Raw genomic sequence first — 19,560 nt, 5'->3', positions numbered from 1 at the left:
TCTGGCCGCGGCTGCGACGCAGCTCGCGTATCGACCTTTTTGAAGCCTCAGAGCTGACACGCTTGGCAAGACCATTGACGGCAAAGACCTTTCAATGAGCCTGAAAGTGAAACGCCAGCGCGACACTGATCGCTATAAGGCTCACAGTATCGCGCTGGCGTCGGCTTTACATATGACTATCGGTCGCGCGTCACCGACATCTCACCAAAGATACGAGCCATTTCCTTCTGAACGTCCCGCTCAGCGGCAACGGGGGCTTCTGAGAACTTGGGCTCGGGGTGAGGGTCCGGTGTGGTGGTATCCAGGTTGACGGCGGGTGCATTCGCAGGTGTCGCGGATAGATCGGCGTTGGCATTGTTGCTCTTGGCGATCTCTGCCTCGAGGAAGCTTTCGAAATCACTTGTCAACTGGTCGCCAAAGACCGGCCCATTGTCACTGGCAGCGAGCGGTTCCGGTTTTGCGATAATCGGTGCCGCAGGAGCAGCGGGTGCTGTCGTAATAGGAGGTGCTGCCCGGTAGGCGGGGAGCACGTGATCGCGGGTAGCGTCGAGAACATCAATCGCGCTTTGCTCGGTCACGGACGGCTCACTCTGTCCTACCGGCCCGGGGTCTTGTGCCGTGACGGGCTCTGCCGTCAGTGGCGGTTCAAAAAAACTCGGTTCATAGGAGGCGGACACCATCGGTGCGACAGTTGGAGTCATCGCTGATGTTGGGGAAGCGGCGGGTGGCTCGGAAACCACTGGCTCTGGCGAGGCTGAAGCTACAGGTGGTTTTGTGTCGTCATCCGGCTGCATCATGGCGGCAGCAACGATTGGAGGTACGACCGAAATGGCTGGCGCGATGGGCTCGCGGGCGAGTGCTCTGGGGGCTGGTGGCGTGACCGGTGCTGGGGTTTCCCGCACCGGGGACGATGTGGACGGGGCTGCAGCTGAGACGGTAGGTGCGGGTGGAGTCGATTGGGGCTTTCGGACTGCGGGTTGCGATTGCGCTGGTATGGCAGCCGGAGCTGGCCTGCCTGCTGCAACGGCTGGGGCAGGCGAGGGTACAGGTTTCGCGGGTGCTGCGCTCATCGCGGGCTTTTTAGGTTCGTCAGAAGCGGGCTTCTTCAGCTCCGGGGCCACGGATGCTGCTGCAGGGCGAACATCCTCTTGCGGTGCCTGCACAATGCTGCGCTGTCGGTCTGCGGAGAGGCTGCGGTCTGCATCGCGCGCAATCAGAGCGTCTTCCTGCGGATCGCGGACATCCTTCATGAATGGGATCGCACCAATACCACTTTCGATGACAATATCCGTCGGACCGCCAATCATCACCAGATGTTCCACATTGTCGCGACGAACGAGGACCAAGCGACGGCGTGCATCGACTGCGGTAGCGTCCAATACCTGAAGTCGTGGCTGCCGGTTTCGCCCGCCACGAATAAATGGCGCAGAGCCGCTGCGTCTGCGAATAAACCATAGGACGATGGCGAGCAGCAGCAATGCCGCACCAACGCCCACCACTGCAATAATCAGGCGATTGCCATATGCGCCAATAAAATCTTCCATAATGCAGCCGGTCCCTTCAGCCATTTCGTGCAGCGGAAATGTACCCGCATTACATTTGTTCACAGAACGTGACCGGAAAAGACGATTTTTTTTCGCTCGGCACAAGAATTTATCCTGTTCGTCCACGAATTTGCTGCAAGTTTGACGAAAGCACCTGACTATAGAGCTTGTCTCAGAGCGCGCAGCTTGCCGATATCGTTATTGGTTGTGCATGGGCGGCGCTTATAGATGGACGAAGCTTTTTGATATTTATGCAAATTGCTACAAGGATATAGAAGCGATTCCGTGCGAGGCGGCTGTTTTTCGTCATGTCACAACAGCTAGTGGTCTGATTTTGACATTTACTACCGCTTGCAGAGGACTCGAGAGCAAATGTCAAAATCTTCAAGGCCACTAGTAAGTTTTTGTTTCTAGTGGAGTTTGCGAATTTGACATTTGATTCTCGAGATCGCCGCGTATGGGTAGCAAATGTCAAATTCATCCCACCAGCAGAACTGCAAGGGTAAAAACCTCGATGACCAAGGTGCGTCAAACCACTGATAACGACTTCCCCTTGGTGGACAGGCGTGGGCGTTCCGCCACCGTGCTTCGCATCCTGTTGCTGGCTCTTGTGCTTGTCGCTGCGGCTGTAGCTTTCGTTTACTTTAAGGATTCTCTTGAGAACGAGATCGTGCTCGGCATTCTGGGCGTGCTCGCCATGCTTGGGATTTTCTTCCTCGTCTCTTCGGTGATTGGTTTTATAGAGGTCATGCCACAGTCGCAGTCCGACGGAATGGCGCGGCGGTTTCTCTCGTCGCATCCCGATGGCACACTGATCACCGATACCAAGGGGCGCCTGGTCTATGCCAACGCCACCTATTGCCAGATGACCGGCGCGACAAGGGCGACGGACATACAGAGCCTTGAACAACTTCTTTCGCGTGACCGGGAATCGACGGAAGCGCTCTATCGCCTCATCAACGGATTGCGTGAGGGACGGGACGGTTACGAGGAGTTCCGTCTTCTCAAGCCTCTCAGCCAATCAGCAGCCGGCCAGCCTGGCCCGCGCTGGTTCCGGCTCAAGGCGCGCTTGCTAAAGGAGGTCAACGGCCAGGATCTCCATGTCTTTCAGATTGCCGATATCACTGCCGAGCGCGAGGATCAGGAACGTTTCTTCCGCGAATTGCAAAACGCCATCGATTATCTCGACCACGCCCCAGCCGGCTTCTTTTCCGCTGGCCGCAAGGGCGATATCGTTTATCTCAACGCCACGCTGTCCGAATGGCTCGGCATCGATCTTGCGCAGTTCTCTCCAGGCTCACTGAATGTCTCCGATATCGTCGCAGGCGAGGGCATGGCGCTGATCGAGTCGGTTCAGCCACACGCGGGTAGCAATCGGACCGAAATGCTCGATCTCGACATGCGTCGGGTCAACGGACAGAGCATGCCAGCACGCCTCGTTCATCAGGTGACGGCGGCGCGCGACGGCGCCCCCGGTGAAAGCCGGACACTGGTTCTGATGCGGCCCAAGGGGCAAGAGAACGCGGAATCGTCATCGGCGATGCGGTTCACCCGCTTCTTCAACAATACGCCAATGGCTATCGCGTCGTTGGATGGCGAGGGACGCATCTTGCGCACCAATGCGCCGTTCCTGAAGCTTTTCTCTGGTGTCGTCAGTCGCGATGATATTGAGAATGCCGTTCCCTTTGAGACGGTGCTGCATGATAATGAGAAGGCGAAGCTCGCCCATGCTATGAGCGCCGCCAAGGATCGGCAAGGCGATATTCCGCCATTCGATTCTCGCCACCCAAAGGATGAGGCGCGTCACTTCCGCTTTTACGTCAATGCGGTGATTGACCAGAATGACGAGGCGCCGGAAGAGATGGCGATCGTCTACGCCATTGAGGTGACCGAGCAGAAAGCGCTCGAAACCCAGATGGCGCAGACGCAGAAGATGAATGCCGTCGGCACGCTGGCGGGTGGCATTGCCCATGACTTCAACAATGTTCTGACTGCAATTCTGCTGTCGTCAGATCATTTGTTGCTACAGGCACGGCCGGCGGATGCGAGCTTTGCCGACCTGATGGAAATCAAGCGCAATGCCAACCGCGCTGCCGTGCTGGTTCGGCAATTGCTTGCCTTCTCACGCAAACAGACAATGCGACCTGCCGTGCTCAATCTGACCGACGTGATCGGCGATCTGCGCATGCTGGTCGACCGGCTGATCTCCGGTACCAATGTGAAGTTGGAAGTGGATTATGGGCGCGATCTCTGGCCGGTAAAAACCGACCTTTCGCAGTTCGAACAGGTGATGATCAATCTCTGCGTCAATGCCCGCGATGCGATGCCTGATGGCGGTAAAATCAAGGTGACCACGCGCAATCTCCTGGCCTCGGACGTTGCGGCTTTCGGCAAGAGCGAGCTTCCGGCCGAGGACATGGTGATGGTCGAGGTTGCCGATACCGGGACGGGTATTCCGCCCGAGATCATGGACAAAATCTTCGAGCCCTTCTTCACCACCAAGGAAGTGGGCAAGGGAACAGGACTTGGCCTTTCCATGGTCTATGGCATCGTCAAGCAGTCCGGCGGCTTCATCTATCCGGAATCGGAAGTTGGGAAGGGAACTGCTTTCCGTATCCTGCTGCCACGCCATGTCGTCGAGGCTGTGCAGCCCGTGCCGGTTGCCGAGGGTGCAGAGGGCCAGCAGGCGGCGCAAGCCGTCGTTGCAAAGCCCGAAACCAAGGACGAACCGCTCGATCTTACCGGAAAGTCTGCCGTGGTACTGCTGGTGGAGGACGAAGAGGCGGTACGCCGCGGTGGCAAACGCATGCTGGAAACGCGCGGCTATACTGTCCACGAAGCCGGTTCCGGCACCGAAGCGCTGGAGGTGATGGAGGAGCTTGAAGGCAAGGTGGATATCGTTGTCTCCGACGTCGTCATGCCCGAGATGGACGGTCCTTCGCTGCTGCGCGAGCTGCGCAAGTCCTATCCCGATCTCAAATTCATCTTCGTGTCCGGCTATGCCGAAGATGCTTTCGCCAAGAACCTGCCGGCCGATGCCAAGTTCGGGTTCCTGCCGAAGCCGTTCTCGCTGAAGCAGCTTGCGGTTGCTGTGCGTGAAATGTTGGACGGTGAGAATTAATTCGCCACGCATTGGGGCTTCAATCTGGTCTCTAAATAACCGTCTTGTGACGGCGCGGCGATAAAGGGCCGCGCAACTTTCGCACAATTTCTCCGCTGTATGTTGAAATATGGGAGGGAGGCTCACCTTTGAGCCTGAAGCCGTCGGACATCTTTCTACATTTCGCCGGATGCAAACAGATTAGTGATTGCAGTGCAGCGCGAGGGGCTTAAAATCGACTAATACAGACCTAAATAAGAAGAGGCGAAATTCTTGCTCGCACCCTTCATCGCTTGCGGGTTTGATTTTGGAGAATGATGAAAAATGATCGTTAAGTCGATCTACATGCAAGGCGACAGCGAAGGGGAGGACGGCGGCACGAACCGCGGCACGTCTGTTATCACCCGCACCAAGCCTAAGACGAAACGACCGAATTTGTACCGTGTTCTTCTTTTGAACGACGATTACACTCCCATGGAGTTCGTCATTCATATTCTGGAGCGTTTTTTCCAGAAGGACAGGGATGCCGCCACCCGCATCATGCTGCATGTCCATCAGCATGGTGTCGGTGAATGTGGGGTCTTTACTTATGAGGTCGCAGAGACAAAAGTAAGCCAGGTCATGGATTTCGCCCGACAGCACCAGCATCCGCTGCAATGCGTCATGGAAAAGAAATGAGGATCGCAACGTGCCAACTTTTTCCCCGAGTCTCGAGAAGGCGCTGCACCAGGCACTGACCTTTGCCAATGAGCGTCACCACGAATATGCGACGCTCGAACATCTGCTTCTTGCGCTGCTCGATGACGTCGATGCAGCCGCCGTCATGGGCGCATGCAATGTCGATCTCGACACCTTGCGCAAGACGGTGATCGACTATGTCGACAATGAACTCTCCAATCTCGTGACGGGATATGACGAGGATTCCAAGCCGACATCGGGCTTCCAGCGTGTCATTCAGCGCGCCGTCATTCATGTCCAATCGTCCGGCCGCGAAGAAGTGACCGGTGCCAACGTACTCGTCGCGATCTTCGCCGAGCGCGAAAGCCACGCTGCCTACTTCCTGCAGGAGCAGGAAATGACCCGCTACGACGCGGTGAATTACATCTCTCACGGTATCGGCAAGCGTCCTGGGTCTTCCCAGACCCGCACGCCACGCGGTGCGGATGAGGGCGAGAGCGAACCGAAGGCTGCCCGTAACGGCGGCGCGGAGGACGACGCGTCCGGCGCTAAGAAGCAGCCGGATGCGCTCAAGGCCTATTGCGTCAACCTTAATGACAAGGCCCGCAACGGCCGGATCGATCCGCTGATCGGCCGTCATGAAGAGGTCAACCGCACGATACAAGTTCTCTGCCGTCGTTCGAAGAACAACCCGCTTTATGTCGGCGATCCAGGGGTCGGCAAGACGGCGATTGCTGAAGGTTTGGCGAAGCGTATCGTCGAAGGCAAGGTGCCCGAAGCGCTGATCAACGACACGATCTTTTCGCTCGATATGGGCACGCTGCTTGCCGGTACGCGCTATCGCGGCGACTTTGAAGAGCGCTTGAAGCAGGTCGTCAAGGAACTGGAAGAATTTCCGGGTGCCGTGCTGTTCATCGATGAGATCCATACGGTGATCGGCGCCGGCGCAACATCCGGCGGTGCAATGGATGCGTCCAATCTTTTGAAGCCTGCTCTGTCTTCCGGCGCAATCCGTTGCATCGGTTCGACGACCTATAAGGAATACCGGCAGTTCTTCGAGAAGGATCGTGCGTTGGTTCGTCGCTTCCAGAAGATCGACGTCAACGAGCCTTCCATCGATGATGCCATCGAAATCATGAAGGGCCTGAAGCCCTATTTCGAAGAGTATCATCATCTTCGCTATACCAACGAAGCCATCAAGGCTGCTGTGGAGCTGTCGGCACGCTACATTTCCGACCGCAAGCTTCCCGATAAGGCAATCGACGTGATCGATGAAACGGGTGCTGCTCAGATGCTGCTTCCCGCCTCCAAGCGTCGCAAGTTGATCACCGAGAAGGAAATCGAAGTCACGATCGCGACCATGGCACGCATTCCGCCGAAAACGGTCTCGAAAGATGATGAGATGGTTCTTGCCAATCTCGAGCAGGAATTGCGCTCGGTGGTTTACGGTCAGGACACGGCCATCGAAGCACTCTCCACCGCCATCAAGCTGGCGCGTGCGGGTCTTCGCGAACCGAACAAGCCAATCGGCTCCTATGTCTTCTCCGGTCCGACCGGCGTTGGCAAGACCGAGGTCGCCAAGCAGCTTGCATCGTCTCTCGGCGTGGAAATGCTGCGCTTCGACATGTCGGAATATATGGAGCGTCATACGGTCTCACGCCTGCTGGGCGCACCTCCCGGCTATGTCGGTTTCGACCAGGGCGGTCTTCTGACAGACGGTGTCGATCAGCACCCGCATTCCGTGGTTCTGCTGGACGAAATCGAAAAGGCCCATCCGGACATCTACAACATTCTGTTGCAGGTCATGGACCATGGCTCGCTGACCGATCATAACGGCAAGAAGATCGACTTCCGCAACGTTATCCTGATCATGACGACGAATGCGGGCGCGTCGGAGATGGCAAAGTCTGCCATCGGCTTTGGTTCGTCCAAGCGCTCGGGCGAGGATGAAGAGGCATTGAACCGCCTGTTCACGCCGGAATTCCGCAACCGTCTGGATGCGATCATTCCGTTCTCGCCGTTGCCGACGGCGGTTATTCACAAGGTGGTCCAGAAGTTCGTTATGCAGCTTGAAACCCAGCTGTCCGAACGTAACGTTACCTTCGATCTGCACGACGATGCCGTCGCTTGGCTTGCAGAGAAGGGCTATGATGAGAAAATGGGTGCCCGTCCACTTGGACGCGTTATCCAGGAACACATCAAGAAGCCGCTGGCAAACGAGATCCTCTTCGGCAAGCTGAAGAAGGGTGGCGTCGTCAGCGTCAGCCTGGACAAGAAGGAAGACGGCAAGGACGGCCTGAAACTCGACGTGTTGCCAGAGACGGCACCTGTCAAGCCGAAGCCTGAAGCTGAGCTGAAGGCTGCGAAGTCTCCTGGCAAGGCGAAAGCCAAGGCCTCCAAGGTTGAGGAGCAATCCGAGGTTTTGGTGGCTGATGCCGACAAAAAGGATGACGATGCCAAGCCACGTCGCAAGGGCAACACCGTTCCGAAGGTCCCGAAGAAAAAGTGATATGACGTAACGGAGACATTCCGGATAAGCGGCGGGGAAAATTCTCCGCCGCTTTTTCTTTTGCCTCAACTCTCGACGTCTACGCGTTGGATCGTGAGGGGTGAGGATGGCACGAGAGCCAAATCTCTGAGATTGTTGGACAGCCTTTCAAACCGCTTGCGTCATTTTAGACGCGCAGATCTTGAAAAGCGTGATAGACAAGCGTCGGCTTGTGCTGAAGCATCCAACCGATTCTCCCAAGTCCTGCCAAATTATCGATTGCATCCGGAACTGCCGATGTCTGCATATGATGACACGCATTCTCTTCCTCTCTGGTTTGCAAGAGGAATGATGGGAATATTTTCGCTTCCTGCGCTTATTCTCATGACGTCTTTTGTAGGGTTCAGCGCCTTTGCGCTGGAGTCCGGCGTCACGCGCGGAGAGGCGGTTTTTATGACGCTGACCATCTGGGCCTTGCCGGCCAAGATGATTTTGATTGGGTCGATGGTGAGCGGAGCAGGGATGGCGGCGTGTTTCCTGGCGGTGACATTGTCGTCGATCCGTATGATGCCCATGGTGGCGTCCATCGTACCGGACATGCGGACAGCAAAGACCCCCACATGGCTGCTGCTGTTCCTTTCGCATTTTGTGGCGATTACGGCCTGGGTTTATGCGACGCAGAATCTGACGAAAGTGCCTCGTGAAGCGCGAGTGGCGTGGTTTGCAGGGTTCGGCATCACTCTCACGCTTATCAATGCGGCGATCGTTGCTATCTGCTACGGCGTGGTCGCTGCTTTCCCGCCGCTTGTCGCCGGCGTGCTGTTCTTCCTGACGCCGGTTTACTTCATCTCCTCCATATGGGCCTCAGCGCGGCACTCGGTCGTCAAGGTGGCCTTCATCATCGGGGTCATCGGTGGGCCGCTATTCGCCATGATCGAGCCTGAGTTTGACATTCTCTACGCTGGCATTGGCGGGGGGACGCTTGCCTACCTCATCGACCGCTTCTGGTTTCGTCGCAAGATTGTCCCATCATCGACGGAGGGTGAGCCATGACAGACGTGTGGTGGGCCCCCTATCTCTTCATCGCTCTTGCCGGTTGGATCGCCACCGACATCTGGCGGTGGCTTGGGGTGGTGGCTGGAAACAAGCTGAAGGAAGACTCGGAGGCTTTGCATTGGGTGAGGGCAGTTGCCACCGCGCTGGTGATGGCGGTGACAGCGAAACTCATCGTTTTCCCAACGGGGGCGCTGTTCCACTCGCCTATGGAGCTTAGGATCGGTGCTGCTCTCATCGGATTCATTGCGTTTCTTGCAAGCGGTCAGCGCGTCATCGTCGGGGTTATCGTGCCGATCGCAGTCCTCGCGGTTGGCCTTCTTCTCCTTGGTCTATAGAGGATGTTAAGTCTGGCGCCCTAACATCTTGCTGCATATTTCCAGCAAGGATTCTTCCGTTGTATTTTCTAAGGGCAGAACGCTTCGTCTTTTCGATCATATGCGCGCTGTTTGCCGTCGATCTTGTTCTAGTCGCGGTCAAAGGCGTTGGCGTGGATGTCGCTGGTTACAGCCTGTCACTGGCAATTGGCGGTGGACTGCTCCTTCTTGGCCACATTTACCGATCGAAGAAGCGAGAGGAGAGGATGGCTGCCGCACTGATCTCGGCAAGTTTGTTCATCCTGTTTTCCATCTGCGGTTCTGTTTTCAATTACATGTTTCTGCCGATCCAATATCCGACGATCGACCACGCACTTATTCATATCGATGGCGTGATTGGATACGACTGGCGCAGTGCTGTAGAGCTTGTGGCGCACGTCCCGTTGATCGGGAGGGCACTCTTCATCGTATACATGACATCGCTGCCGCAGCTTTTGCTCACGATCATCATCCTAGGTTTTAGTGGCGACTATCGACGGCTCCAACATTTCCTGCTGACGGGTGTGCTCGGGGCTCTCGCGGGTATCATCTTTTGGATCTTCTTTCCAAGTTATGGTCCCAGTGCCTATCAAGATTTGCCCGAGTGGGTCCTTGAGACTACTCCTCTCGCCGTCACCCCGGACTACGGGAAGGAGTTGATACAGCTCGGCGGTGAAGGACCAACTTATCTAAGTCCAGCCTCCGTCCTCGGCTTGATTGCATTCCCGTCGTTTCACATCTTCATGGCGGCCATGTCAGTGTGGTTCGTTCCTCGTTATCGCTTCCTAGTAGCGGTTTCTATCGCTATCAATCTGACCATGATCCCTGCCGTGCTCGTACAAGGCGGTCATCACCTTTGTGATATTGTTGGGGGAATGCTCGCCTTCGCGTTTATCTGCCCGTCGGCTCGTTGGCTTCTTGATCGAATGGAAGCCGACGGGCATGGATCCGCGCGTCCGTCTCCAGGCGTTGAGACGCAAACGCCAAACTAAAAAAGGGAGCGTCGAACGCGCTCCCCCAACTTCCGATATAGGCATGCCCTCGTTAGTGGACGGTCAAGACGTGTGCTCGGCTGCTTGCGAGCAGGAACGCCTCTCGGGCTGCCTCCAGATCACAACGTCCGGCCACTGCATCCAGGCACTGCTTTTTGGCTAATTCGTATTCCGGACCGTGCTCGTCGGGCCAGCGATATGTGAGCATCTCAAGCGCTACGAGCGGGCTGTATATTTCTATCGCTGCGCACATGGGTAGATGGACTGCGACAGGCTTGCACCACTGCGCGTGATGGCAAGGCTCTGAGTTATGAATAAGCATCGCGTTCTCCTCTCTCACCGCGCACGACTAACCCCAGCCTCACGATTCGGTTCCCGATCACGTAAAAAGTGAACACATTAGGGGTTTCTTTTTTTCAAGATGAATGGAAAATGAACAAACACATGAACCGGAGATGAACAAAAGATCTGTTCGCGCGTTAACACTGCTCTTAATGAAGGAGGCCCGATTATGTTCAATCTGTCTGGAATTCAGGAAAGCTTTTTCGGCGACCGCATGGCTGGCGTTTGTCAGGCTATTACATCTGCTCTGGCCTTCGAATCGGGCCTTGAGAAATCCAACATCTCAGCAACAGCTGAAAATGACGTGATCTATCTGCAGGGAACTGCCGATTCCGTCGAGGCGATCGAGACGGCCATTAGTCTGGCGTCGTCCATTTCGAACTGCCGTATTCTTAGCCATGTAGAGCCAGTTTACTGAGAATCAAGAGCCGGGCCTAGCTGCCCGGCTTGATCGTATCCAAATATGCTGGTGAAGCCTGGGTTGGGTATTTTGCACCCATCTAACAAGGCGCTGGCGATCTCTCGCCGGAATTATTTAGAGATTTTATCTGATCTGTGCTGCTCTCACCGTGTCGCCAACGGTGATACCAAGCTTCTTCGCAGCGCCGCCATTCAGTTCCAGAACATAGCGCACCGGTCCATTTGAACTGATGATGTCCTCAGAATGGGGCACCGCGTTTGTGTGGATGTGGGTGATTTTTCCTGCCTTGGAAATGAAGAGCATGTCGAGTGGGATGAAGGTGTTCTTCATCCACATCATGACATCTCTGTCTTCTTTGAAATCAAACAGCATCCCGTGATCGTCGCTCATGGACTTGCGAAACATCAGCCCTTGCTGGCGCTGACTGTCGCTGTTCGCGACTTCTACCGTGAACGTTTGTGTTTTGCCCGCAGTGCTGATGATCTCGAGCTTTTCGCTTGGAAAGGTTTCTTGAGCCGCGGCGCCTGCAGCAGACGCCACAAAAAAGAGAAGCGCCAAAAAGGCGCTTGCAATACAACGAATGTTAGAGCGGGTCATCAGTGCGCCATTCCAATTCTGGCTGGATTGTCGGGATGTACCTCGGCGGCCATCAACCCCTTGTCGCCATCACCGTAGCGCACAAGAACCACCTGTCCAGGGCGAAGCTCGGTAAGGCCGAAGCGGCGCAGTGTTTCCATGTGGATGAAGATGTCTTCGGTTCCTTCGCCACGCGTCAGGAATCCGAAACCCTTGGTCCGGTTGAACCACTTGACAATGGCGCGCTCAAGGCCGCTGTGGGGTGTTACGTGAACATGAGTACGAACCGGCGGCATCTGGGATGGATGAACAGCCGTCGACTGATCCATCGAGAGAATGCGAAACGCCTGATAGCCACGGTCCCGCCGCTGGATGAGAGCAACGATCCTAGTGCCCTCCAGAATGGTCTGGTAGCCGTCGCGTCGCAGGCAAGACACGTGCAGAAGGACGTCCTGCATACCGTTGTCCGGCACGATGAAGCCGAAACCTTTTGCCACGTCGAACCATTTAACGACGCCGGTGATCTCGATCAGGTCAACGGCATCGCCAGAAAAATCTTCGAATTCGGCGACGCTCTTCGACGACATTCTATCAGCCATTTTGCCCAGCCCCTCAATACGCACCACTACCGGTCAACTGATTCCCTACTAAGAGATTAACATTGCAGTAACGGTTATACGCAAGTCCTAGTTTTCAGTTTCAAGAGTGGTTTTTAACGATCAGGGCTTGCTCAAGGCTGACGGGCATCGTCTAAAACGTTTCCGTCTTCGCGTTAAAAGCTCTAGGATCGCGCCCCTAAGCCGAACGTTACATATGAGAGGAATATATAGTGCGTTATCTACACACCATGGTTCGTGTCAAAGACCTGAAGGCGTCGCTCGAATTCTACTCTGACATTTTCGGCTTGCAGGAAATTCGTCGCATTGAAAATGAGAAGGGCCGGTTTACCCTCGTATTCCTCGCTGCGCGCGATGACGTGGGAGCGGCAACGGAGAACAAGGCACCGGCTCTCGAACTGACCTATAACTGGGACACCGAGGATTACGGCGGCGGACGTAATTTCGGTCATCTGGCCTACGAGGTGGACGATATCTACGAGATCTGCGCCAAGCTGCAGGCAGCTGGCGTCACCATCAACCGCCCGCCGCGTGATGGGCATATGGCCTTCGTTCGCTCGCCCGATGGCATCTCCATCGAGATATTGCAAAAGGGCACAAGCCTGGCACCAGCCGAGCCATGGATATCTATGGAGAACACCGGTTCCTGGTAAGACCGCAGGCAGACACGCAATCCTCCGCGTTTCGCCGTGGTCGACCAGTGAGTCCTGTAGTTTCGGTTTGGCGTGAAGCGCTGACGAAATGGATGGGTTTTCGGTGCGGTCATAGCGCAGGATGCGGAGGTTTTTCCTTTTGAAAATGGAGACTGGTCAGCAGCGACGACAATCGCGCGGCGCAGTAGCGATCGCCTCATCAGTCGCCGTGTCGCTCCTATTGCTCTCGGGTTGTGTTTCGTCAAAGACAGATGGCAAGGATGTTGCGGCAGTTATAGACCCGGCGGCTCTGGCACCCGAGCAAGCCCCAGATGGAACGCAGACCTCCGCGCCTGCCGATGGGCAGGCTGCTCGACCGGGTTACGTCGATCCCAGAATGGTGTCGGCGGCTACCGGTAAATCAGCAGCTCAACCCATGCAGAGCGGCGCATCACAGGCGCCACAGCAGCAGGCAGGCGAGAACAGCCCGAACCAGCCAAATGGGGCGTATGCCATGCAGCCAACGGGTGTTGCTGCTGGGTCACAAAGCATTTTCTCCGGCGGCGCTGCGCAAACTGGCCAAGCAGATATGGACAGCGTTCCAGCCTATGCTCCAACGCGGCGGATCGTGCCCGCTCTGAAGAGCGTTTATTCTTCCCAAGGCCACGCCCCTGTGGAGCCTGCACCGCAAACTCCTCAAGACCAGTCGTCCAATGCAGTTCCTGCGGCTTCCACCACCGTCCCGACAAATTCCCTTGCGAGCGACAAGTCCTCGCCGGACGAGGAGCCGTCGCAGGGTCCGCAGAACATCCCAATGGCCGCCGCCTTATTCGCTGGCGTTCCCAAAAAGCGTGGTGCAACGGGACAGGATGCTGTAGCGGCACCAGGTGGCTTGGCGCAGCCCGCCGTTGCCTCCAGCCGCAAGGCTTCGGTGTCTTTTGACGAAAGCCATCTTGATGACGATGACGACAAGCCTACCGGTTTGATGAAACTGGCATCCATGTCTGGATTGACGCGCATCGCACCCAATGGGCTCGTCTTGCAGACGAACCAAGTGAATGTCGGATGCCTGAAGCCGGAGCTTGTCCGTCGGATCAAGCAGCTTGAATCCCATTATCGCAAGCCCGCGATCATCACTTCCGGCTATCGACCGCCGAAGGGCACCACGCACGGATCGAAGCACTTCACCTGTGAAGCGGTGGACATTCAGATCAAGGGCATCTCAAAGTGGGATCTTGCAGAGTATTTGCGCTCTTTGCCCGGGAGAGGCGGCGTCGGCACCTATTGCCACACGGAATCGGTTCATATGGATATTGGTGAAAGCCGGGACTGGAACTGGCCTTGCCGTAGAACCAGCACCAGCAGCTGATCCGGCCAAGCCCATCAACGCCGCGCCATTTTCAATGTGTGGAAGCTGCCCTGTCGGCCAGCATTCGTACCAGGACGTCTGACTGGGAAATCATCCCAGAAAGTTTGTGATTGGCGTCCACCACCGGCAAGTAATGCAGGCCCTGTTCGGCGAAGATGACAATGGCGTCCTCGATGGCCGTCTTCGGCGAGACTGTCTTTACAGGAGACGTCATGATGTCTTTGACCGTGTCGTTGGGTGCTGGCTTGCCAGTGCCAATCAGCCGCAACCGTTGAAGGAAGCCGATGCGTGGGCGGCCATTGGTCCAATTCGCCTTGTCGAGGAAATCCATCTGGGTGACGATGCCCACGACTTCCGCCACATCGTTGGTGACAGGTAGTGCTTTGAGGTGGTGGCTGCGCATCAGACCATGGGCGTTTCTCAGCGAATCGTCTGGCGCTACGCCAATGACATCGCGGGACATGATGCTGGCGCAATCGAGATGGGTCGCGCGTCGGCGATAGGACCGGAGCTCTGTGCGGCGCAGAATTGTTTCAAGGTCATCACGATCGATGTCGAGAACCTGGTCATAGTCCTTCAGTACGTCGTCCAGATCGGCAGAGGAAAAGCCGATCCGCTCTCTCGGTGCTGGATCCTTCATTCCATGCGCTGTCGCTTGGGAACGGATGGAATGCGGGTAGGGCCGTCCGGTAAAATTGTTATAGAGGACCGCGAGCACCAGAAGCGCCACCGAATTGCCAAGGACCGGCCAAAAAACGAATCCGTAGCCAAGGTCGTGGATCGCAGGGCCACCCAGAACAGCGGTCAGCGCCACCGCCCCGCTGGGCGGGTGAAGGCATCGCAGGCTGATCATAGCACCGATAGCAATGGCAATCGCAAGAGCGGCAGCGAAAACGGGCTGAGGCACGATAAGAGCGGTTGTGACGCCGATCAGCGCCGCAACGGTGTTACCGCCAAGGATCGACCACGGCTGCGCCAGTGGACTGGAGGGGACGGCAAAGAGCAACACGGCAGACGCACCCATGGGCGCGATCAAGACCGGGAGTGAAAGACCCGCGCCGACGACGACGTATCCGATCAGGCTTGCGAGGAGGATGCCGATCCATGCGCCTGCACTTGCACGAAAACGCTCCTTGTAGCTGACGGGTGTCGCTTCCGGCAGGATGAGCCGCAACAGGTTTTTCATTTTCTTTCCAAATGCAGATGGCCTTCGGACTGGGCTTTTACCCAGAAATGAAAAATCTGTCGCGGAGATATCGCCTTTAAAATCAGCCGTTCATGACAGATTTTACTCCATCCACCACGAACTGGACGGAAAGCGCTGCGAGCAGCACACCGAGCAGGCGAGTGAGGATGGCGCGGCCGGTGTTGCCGAGGAAGCGGTCCAGCCGATCGGCTGCAAGCAGCGCGGCAAAGACGATGACCATGCTGAAGGCGAGCAGCAATATGAAGAGGGCTTTATCGAAGCTCGTCTCCATCGTGCCGGAGATCAGCACGGTGGCAGAGATGGCGCCCGGACCGGCGATGAGAGGCAGTGCCAAAGGGAACACTGCGATGTTCTGGATGTGATCCTGGGTAACCGCGACTTCGGACGTCTTCTCCTTTCGCTCCTGCCGCTTCTCGAAAATCATTTCGAAGGAAATCCAGAAAAGCAGTAGGCCACCGGATATCCTAAACGCGCCAAGCGATATGCCGAGCAGTTCCAGGATGGACGCGCCGAACAGAGCGAATACCGCGAGGATTCCGAAGCCGATCAACGAACCTCGCAAGGCAACCTGTCCGCGCTGAGCGCGGGTCATGCCCATGGTCAGCGCCAGGAACACAGGTGCCAGTCCCGGTGGATCGAGCGTGACGAGCATTGTCGTCAGGGCATTGATGAAGAGTTCTGTGCTTGCCATGCCTTCCCCTGTTCTGATGCCACCCGGTTCCTGGCGTTTACAGGTGTCTGTGACCTGTTTTAGCGTAATGCTCGGTAAGAGGAAGCGCTATTGGAACCCCCGGCCTCGGCTTTTGCTCTGATGCCTGCAGAAAACTGTGTATCGTCTTGTAAATGACGTAAAAGACTGTTCAAAACCGGCGGAGAAATTGGCGTGCGGACGCCATTTCCGCTATAAAAATCCATCCGATTCTTAACAGAGAATGTGATCCGTTTTGACTGACCAGAGCCCCCCCGGCGGCGGAAAGCTTCCGCCAGGCATTGAACCAATTTCCATCATGGAGGAAATGCAGCGGTCGTATCTCGATTACGCCATGAGCGTTATCGTCTCGCGCGCGCTGCCTGATGTCCGTGACGGGTTGAAGCCAGTTCATCGCCGTATTCTTTATGGCATGTCGGAACTCGGCATCGACTGGAACAAGAAATACGTCAAATGCGCCCGCGTCACCGGTGACGTGATGGGTAAGTACCATCCGCACGGCAACGCTGCTATCTACGACGCATTGGCCCGTATGGCGCAGGATTGGTCCTTGCGCCTTCCTCTCATCGACGGCCAGGGCAATTTCGGCTCTATCGACGGCGATCCGCCAGCAGCCGAGCGTTACACCGAATGCCGCTTGCAGAAGGCCGCGCATTCGCTGCTCGATGATCTGGACAAGGAAACCGTCGATTTCCGCGACAACTATGACGGCACCTTGCAGGAGCCGGTTGTGGTGCCTGCCAAGTTTCCGAACCTTCTGGTCAACGGGGCAGGCGGCATCGCCGTCGGCATGGCGACGAATATTCCGCCGCACAACCTGTCAGAAGTTATCGATGGCTGTATCGCGCTCATCGACAAGCCGGAAATCGAGCTGCCGGAACTGATGCAGATCATTCCAGGTCCGGACTTCCCGACGGGCGCGTTTATCATGGGCCGCTCCGGCATTCGCTCGGCTTATGAAACGGGCCGTGGCTCGGTCATCATGCGCGGGCGCGCCACCATCGAGCCGATGCGTGGTGACCGCGAGCAGATCATTATCACCGAAGTTCCCTTCCAGGTGAACAAGGCGTCGATGATTGAAAAGATGGCCGAACTGGTAAAGGAAAAGCGCATCGAGGGTATCTCCGACCTGCGCGACGAATCCGACCGCCAGGGCTACCGTGTCGTGGTCGAGCTGAAGCGCGACGCCAATGCGGAAGTGATCCTCAACCAGCTTTACCGCTACACGCCACTGCAGACCTCGTTTGGCTGTAACATGGTGGCGCTGAACGGCGGCAAGCCGGAGCAGATGACGCTCCTCGACATGCTGCGCGCTTTCGTCTCCTTCCGTGAGGATGTCGTCAGCCGCCGCACCAAGTACCTGCTTCGTAAGGCGCGCGACCGTGCGCATGTGTTGGTGGGTCTCGCCATCGCCGTCGCCAATATCGACGAAGTCATTCGCGTGATCCGTCAGGCGCCGGACCCGGCCTCTGCCCGTGAAGAGCTGATGACCCGCCGTTGGCCAGCAGCCGAAGTGGAAAGCCTGATCCTTTTGATCGACGATCCGCGTCACCGCATCAACGAGGATGGCAGCTATAACCTCTCGGAAGAGCAGGCCCGCGCGATCCTCGAACTGCGCTTGGCACGCCTAACGGCACTTGGCCGCGATGAAATCGGCGACGAGTTGAACAAGATCGGCGCCGAGATTAGCGAATACCTCGAAATCCTGTCCTCGCGCATCCGAATCCAGCAGATCGTCAAGGACGAGCTTGCCGCCATTCGTGAAGAATTCGGCACGCCGCGCCGCTCGGAGATCATCGAGGGCGGTCCTGATATGGACGATGAAGACCTCATCGCCCGCGAAGACATGGTCGTGACCGTGTCGCATCTGGGTTACATCAAGCGCGTGCCGCTGACCACCTACAAGGCGCAGCGCCGCGGCGGCAAGGGCCGCTCTGGCATGGCAACGCGCGACGAGGACTTCGTCAATCGTCTCTTCGTTGCCAATACCCACACGCCGGTTCTGTTCTTCTCTTCGCGTGGCATCGTCTACAAGGAGAAGGTCTGGCGTCTGCCGATCGGTACGCCGCAGTCCAAGGGCAAGGCGTTGATCAACATGCTGCCGCTGGAAGCCGGTGAACGCATCACCACCATCATGCCTCTGCCAGAAGACGAGACGACCTGGGAAACCCTCGACGTGATGTTCTCCACCACGCGTGGAACGGTTCGTCGCAACAAGCTGTCCGACTTCGTTCAGGTCAACCGGAACGGCAAGATCGCGATGAAGCTCGATGAAGAGGGCGATGAAATCCTCTCCGTCGAGACCTGCACCGATCGCGACGACGTGTTGCTGACGACGGCGCTTGGCCAGTGCATCCGCTTCCCCGTGGACGACGTGCGCGTCTTTGCTGGCCGCAATTCTGTGGGCGTGCGCGGCATCAATATGGGCGAGGGCGACCGGATCATTTCGATGACCATCGTCAGCAGCAGCGATGCCGAGCCTTGGGAGCGGGCAGCCTATCTCAAGCGGTCCGCAGCAGAGCGTCGTGCGGCGGGTGTCGATGAAGAAGATATCGCGCTTGTTGGTGAAGAGGTCACGGAAGAGGGTGAACTCAGCGAAGCCCGCTATCAGGAACTCAAGAGCCGCGAGCAGTTCGTGCTCACCGTCTCCGAAAAGGGTTACGGCAAGCGTTCGTCGTCTTACGACTTCCGCACCTCGGGACGTGGTGGCAAGGGTATCCGCGCGACCGATACGTCGAAGACGTCGGAGATTGGCGAACTCGTCGCAGCCTTCCCCGTCGAGGATAGCGACCAGATCATGCTGGTCTCCGATGGTGGTCAGTTGATCCGCGTGCCCGTCAACGGCATCCGTATCGCCAGCCGTGCGACAAAGGGCGTCACCATCTTCTCCACCGCCAAGGATGAGAAGGTTGTCTCCGTCGAGCGTATCAACGAGCCGGAAGGCGAAGATGAGGTCGAGGCGCTGATCGAAGGCGCTGAGAATCTCGCCAGCGGCGACACGGCTGCTGCGTCTGATACTGACGGTTCTGCTGAGTAAGCTGTCGAAGTGGCGGTAACCGCCACTTCATCCTTTCGAATGGCAGCTCGAAAATCGAGCCTATAAATGAGAAAACCCTGCGAAACGAAAGTTCCGCAGGGTTTCTTTTTGAGCCATGTTTGCTTAGCGAAGACGCAGATGTACGGGCGCCCGGCCGGATGGTCCATCAATATGAAGATGGATTGTTGCCTCGGGCTGGTTGCTGCGCCAGGCGCGAGCGCCGTGGCAAAGCAGGAGATTGACCAGATCACGGGTCTTGTGCCTGGATCTATTGAGCCCGATATCGGCAATTTTCATCGCCGCTTCGTGGATTGGATGAAGCACCGAAGCAGACTGACTTCTGCCTTTGCCGGGTGCGATGTCCAAGTAGTTTTCATTGATCGCCATCTGTAAAGCCTCGTTACTCAATACAATTCGAGGAGTGGGCAGGCCATGTTTT

At 56.7% G+C, this 19,560-nt stretch carries 17 protein-coding genes; 10 read left to right on the top strand and 7 right to left on the bottom strand.

Annotated features, from left to right (window positions below; genetic code table 11):
• Positions 1-176: 176 nt before the first annotated feature.
• On the bottom strand, positions 177-1,544 hold the full coding sequence (locus QE408_RS16225) for a flagellar biosynthetic protein FliO (protein WP_306932946.1): 1,368 nt from the start codon (positions 1,542-1,544) through the stop codon (positions 177-179).
• 514 nt (positions 1,545-2,058) lie between these two features.
• On the opposite strand from QE408_RS16225, the gene cckA reads away from it, so the two are divergent.
• The 6 genes from cckA to QE408_RS16195 all read left to right on the top strand — a co-directional run bounded on the left by cckA (position 2,059) and on the right by QE408_RS16195 (position 10,211).
• Positions 2,059-4,665, top strand: coding sequence for a cell cycle histidine kinase CckA (gene cckA / locus QE408_RS16220; protein WP_306932944.1), 2,607 nt, complete (start codon positions 2,059-2,061; stop codon positions 4,663-4,665).
• Between the two features lie 303 nt (positions 4,666-4,968).
• Positions 4,969-5,322: an ATP-dependent Clp protease adapter ClpS gene (gene clpS / locus QE408_RS16215; RefSeq protein WP_062427364.1), complete on the top strand. Its 354-nt coding sequence runs from the start codon at positions 4,969-4,971 to the stop codon at positions 5,320-5,322.
• 10 nt (positions 5,323-5,332) lie between these two features.
• Complete coding sequence (gene clpA / locus QE408_RS16210; RefSeq protein WP_306932942.1) at positions 5,333-7,831, top strand: ATP-dependent Clp protease ATP-binding subunit ClpA; 2,499 nt, start codon at positions 5,333-5,335, stop codon at positions 7,829-7,831.
• A gap of 276 nt (positions 7,832-8,107) precedes the next feature.
• The gene (locus QE408_RS16205; protein WP_306934825.1) at positions 8,108-8,863 is read left to right on the top strand and encodes an AzlC family ABC transporter permease; all 756 of its coding nucleotides are present in this window, start codon (positions 8,108-8,110) and stop codon (positions 8,861-8,863) included.
• Entirely contained in the window at positions 8,860-9,201 is a 342-nt protein-coding gene (locus QE408_RS16200; protein WP_306932941.1) for an AzlD domain-containing protein, read from the top strand. The genes QE408_RS16205 and QE408_RS16200 overlap by 4 nt, the downstream gene beginning before the upstream one ends.
• Before the next feature lie 59 nt (positions 9,202-9,260).
• Positions 9,261-10,211 carry a phosphatase PAP2 family protein gene (locus tag QE408_RS16195; RefSeq protein ID WP_306932939.1) on the top strand — a complete coding sequence of 317 codons (951 nt, stop codon included), beginning with the start codon at positions 9,261-9,263 and terminating at the stop codon, positions 10,209-10,211.
• Positions 10,212-10,263: 52 nt separating this feature from the next.
• Here QE408_RS16195 and QE408_RS16190 read toward each other — a convergent pair whose 3' ends face one another.
• Positions 10,264-10,533: a DUF982 domain-containing protein gene (locus QE408_RS16190; RefSeq protein WP_306932937.1), complete on the bottom strand. Its 270-nt coding sequence runs from the start codon at positions 10,531-10,533 to the stop codon at positions 10,264-10,266.
• Between the two features lie 189 nt (positions 10,534-10,722).
• Here QE408_RS16190 and QE408_RS16185 point away from each other — a divergent pair, with 189 nt between their 5' ends.
• The gene (locus QE408_RS16185; RefSeq protein ID WP_062427358.1) at positions 10,723-10,971 is read left to right on the top strand and encodes a BON domain-containing protein; all 249 of its coding nucleotides are present in this window, start codon (positions 10,723-10,725) and stop codon (positions 10,969-10,971) included.
• 126 nt (positions 10,972-11,097) lie between these two features.
• On the opposite strand, the gene QE408_RS16180 is transcribed toward QE408_RS16185, so the two are convergent.
• Together QE408_RS16180 and QE408_RS16175 are read right to left on the bottom strand one after the other, a co-directional pair.
• A complete protein-coding gene (locus QE408_RS16180; RefSeq protein ID WP_306932935.1) occupies positions 11,098-11,571 on the bottom strand; it encodes a DUF192 domain-containing protein in 474 nt (157 codons plus the stop codon).
• Positions 11,571-12,149: a cold-shock protein gene (locus QE408_RS16175; protein WP_306932933.1), complete on the bottom strand. Its 579-nt coding sequence runs from the start codon at positions 12,147-12,149 to the stop codon at positions 11,571-11,573. Before QE408_RS16175 ends, QE408_RS16180 begins: the two co-directional genes overlap by 1 nt.
• A 230-nt stretch (positions 12,150-12,379) precedes the next feature.
• On the opposite strand from QE408_RS16175, the gene gloA reads away from it, so the two are divergent.
• Together gloA and QE408_RS16165 are read left to right on the top strand one after the other, a co-directional pair.
• On the top strand, positions 12,380-12,820 hold the full coding sequence (gene gloA, locus QE408_RS16170) for a lactoylglutathione lyase (protein WP_306932931.1): 441 nt from the start codon (positions 12,380-12,382) through the stop codon (positions 12,818-12,820).
• 145 nt (positions 12,821-12,965) lie between these two features.
• Complete coding sequence (locus tag QE408_RS16165; RefSeq protein ID WP_306934824.1) at positions 12,966-14,168, top strand: D-Ala-D-Ala carboxypeptidase family metallohydrolase; 1,203 nt, start codon at positions 12,966-12,968, stop codon at positions 14,166-14,168.
• A 31-nt stretch (positions 14,169-14,199) separates the two neighbouring features.
• Here the strand turns inward: QE408_RS16165 and QE408_RS16160 are convergent, their stop codons facing one another.
• Together QE408_RS16160 and QE408_RS16155 are read right to left on the bottom strand one after the other, a co-directional pair.
• A complete protein-coding gene (locus QE408_RS16160) occupies positions 14,200-15,354 on the bottom strand; it encodes an HPP family protein (RefSeq protein ID WP_306932929.1) in 1,155 nt (384 codons plus the stop codon).
• A gap of 82 nt (positions 15,355-15,436) precedes the next feature.
• Positions 15,437-16,066, bottom strand: a complete 630-nt coding sequence (locus QE408_RS16155) for a MarC family protein (RefSeq protein ID WP_306932927.1) — start codon at positions 16,064-16,066, stop codon at positions 15,437-15,439.
• 253 nt (positions 16,067-16,319) lie between these two features.
• On the opposite strand from QE408_RS16155, the gene gyrA reads away from it, so the two are divergent.
• Positions 16,320-19,121 carry a DNA gyrase subunit A gene (gyrA, locus tag QE408_RS16150; RefSeq protein WP_306932925.1) on the top strand — a complete coding sequence of 934 codons (2,802 nt, stop codon included), beginning with the start codon at positions 16,320-16,322 and terminating at the stop codon, positions 19,119-19,121.
• 123 nt (positions 19,122-19,244) lie between these two features.
• On the opposite strand, the gene QE408_RS16145 is transcribed toward gyrA, so the two are convergent.
• A complete protein-coding gene (locus QE408_RS16145; protein ID WP_306934823.1) occupies positions 19,245-19,508 on the bottom strand; it encodes a hypothetical protein in 264 nt (87 codons plus the stop codon).
• Positions 19,509-19,560 lie beyond the last annotated feature (52 nt).

The sequence above is a fragment of the Agrobacterium larrymoorei genome (genome assembly GCF_030819275.1).
In the GTDB taxonomy this organism is placed as follows: domain Bacteria; phylum Pseudomonadota; class Alphaproteobacteria; order Rhizobiales; family Rhizobiaceae; genus Agrobacterium; species Agrobacterium larrymoorei_B.
Note: the sequence above shows the minus strand (reverse complement) of the source record. Positions and strands in the feature narration are given on the sequence as shown.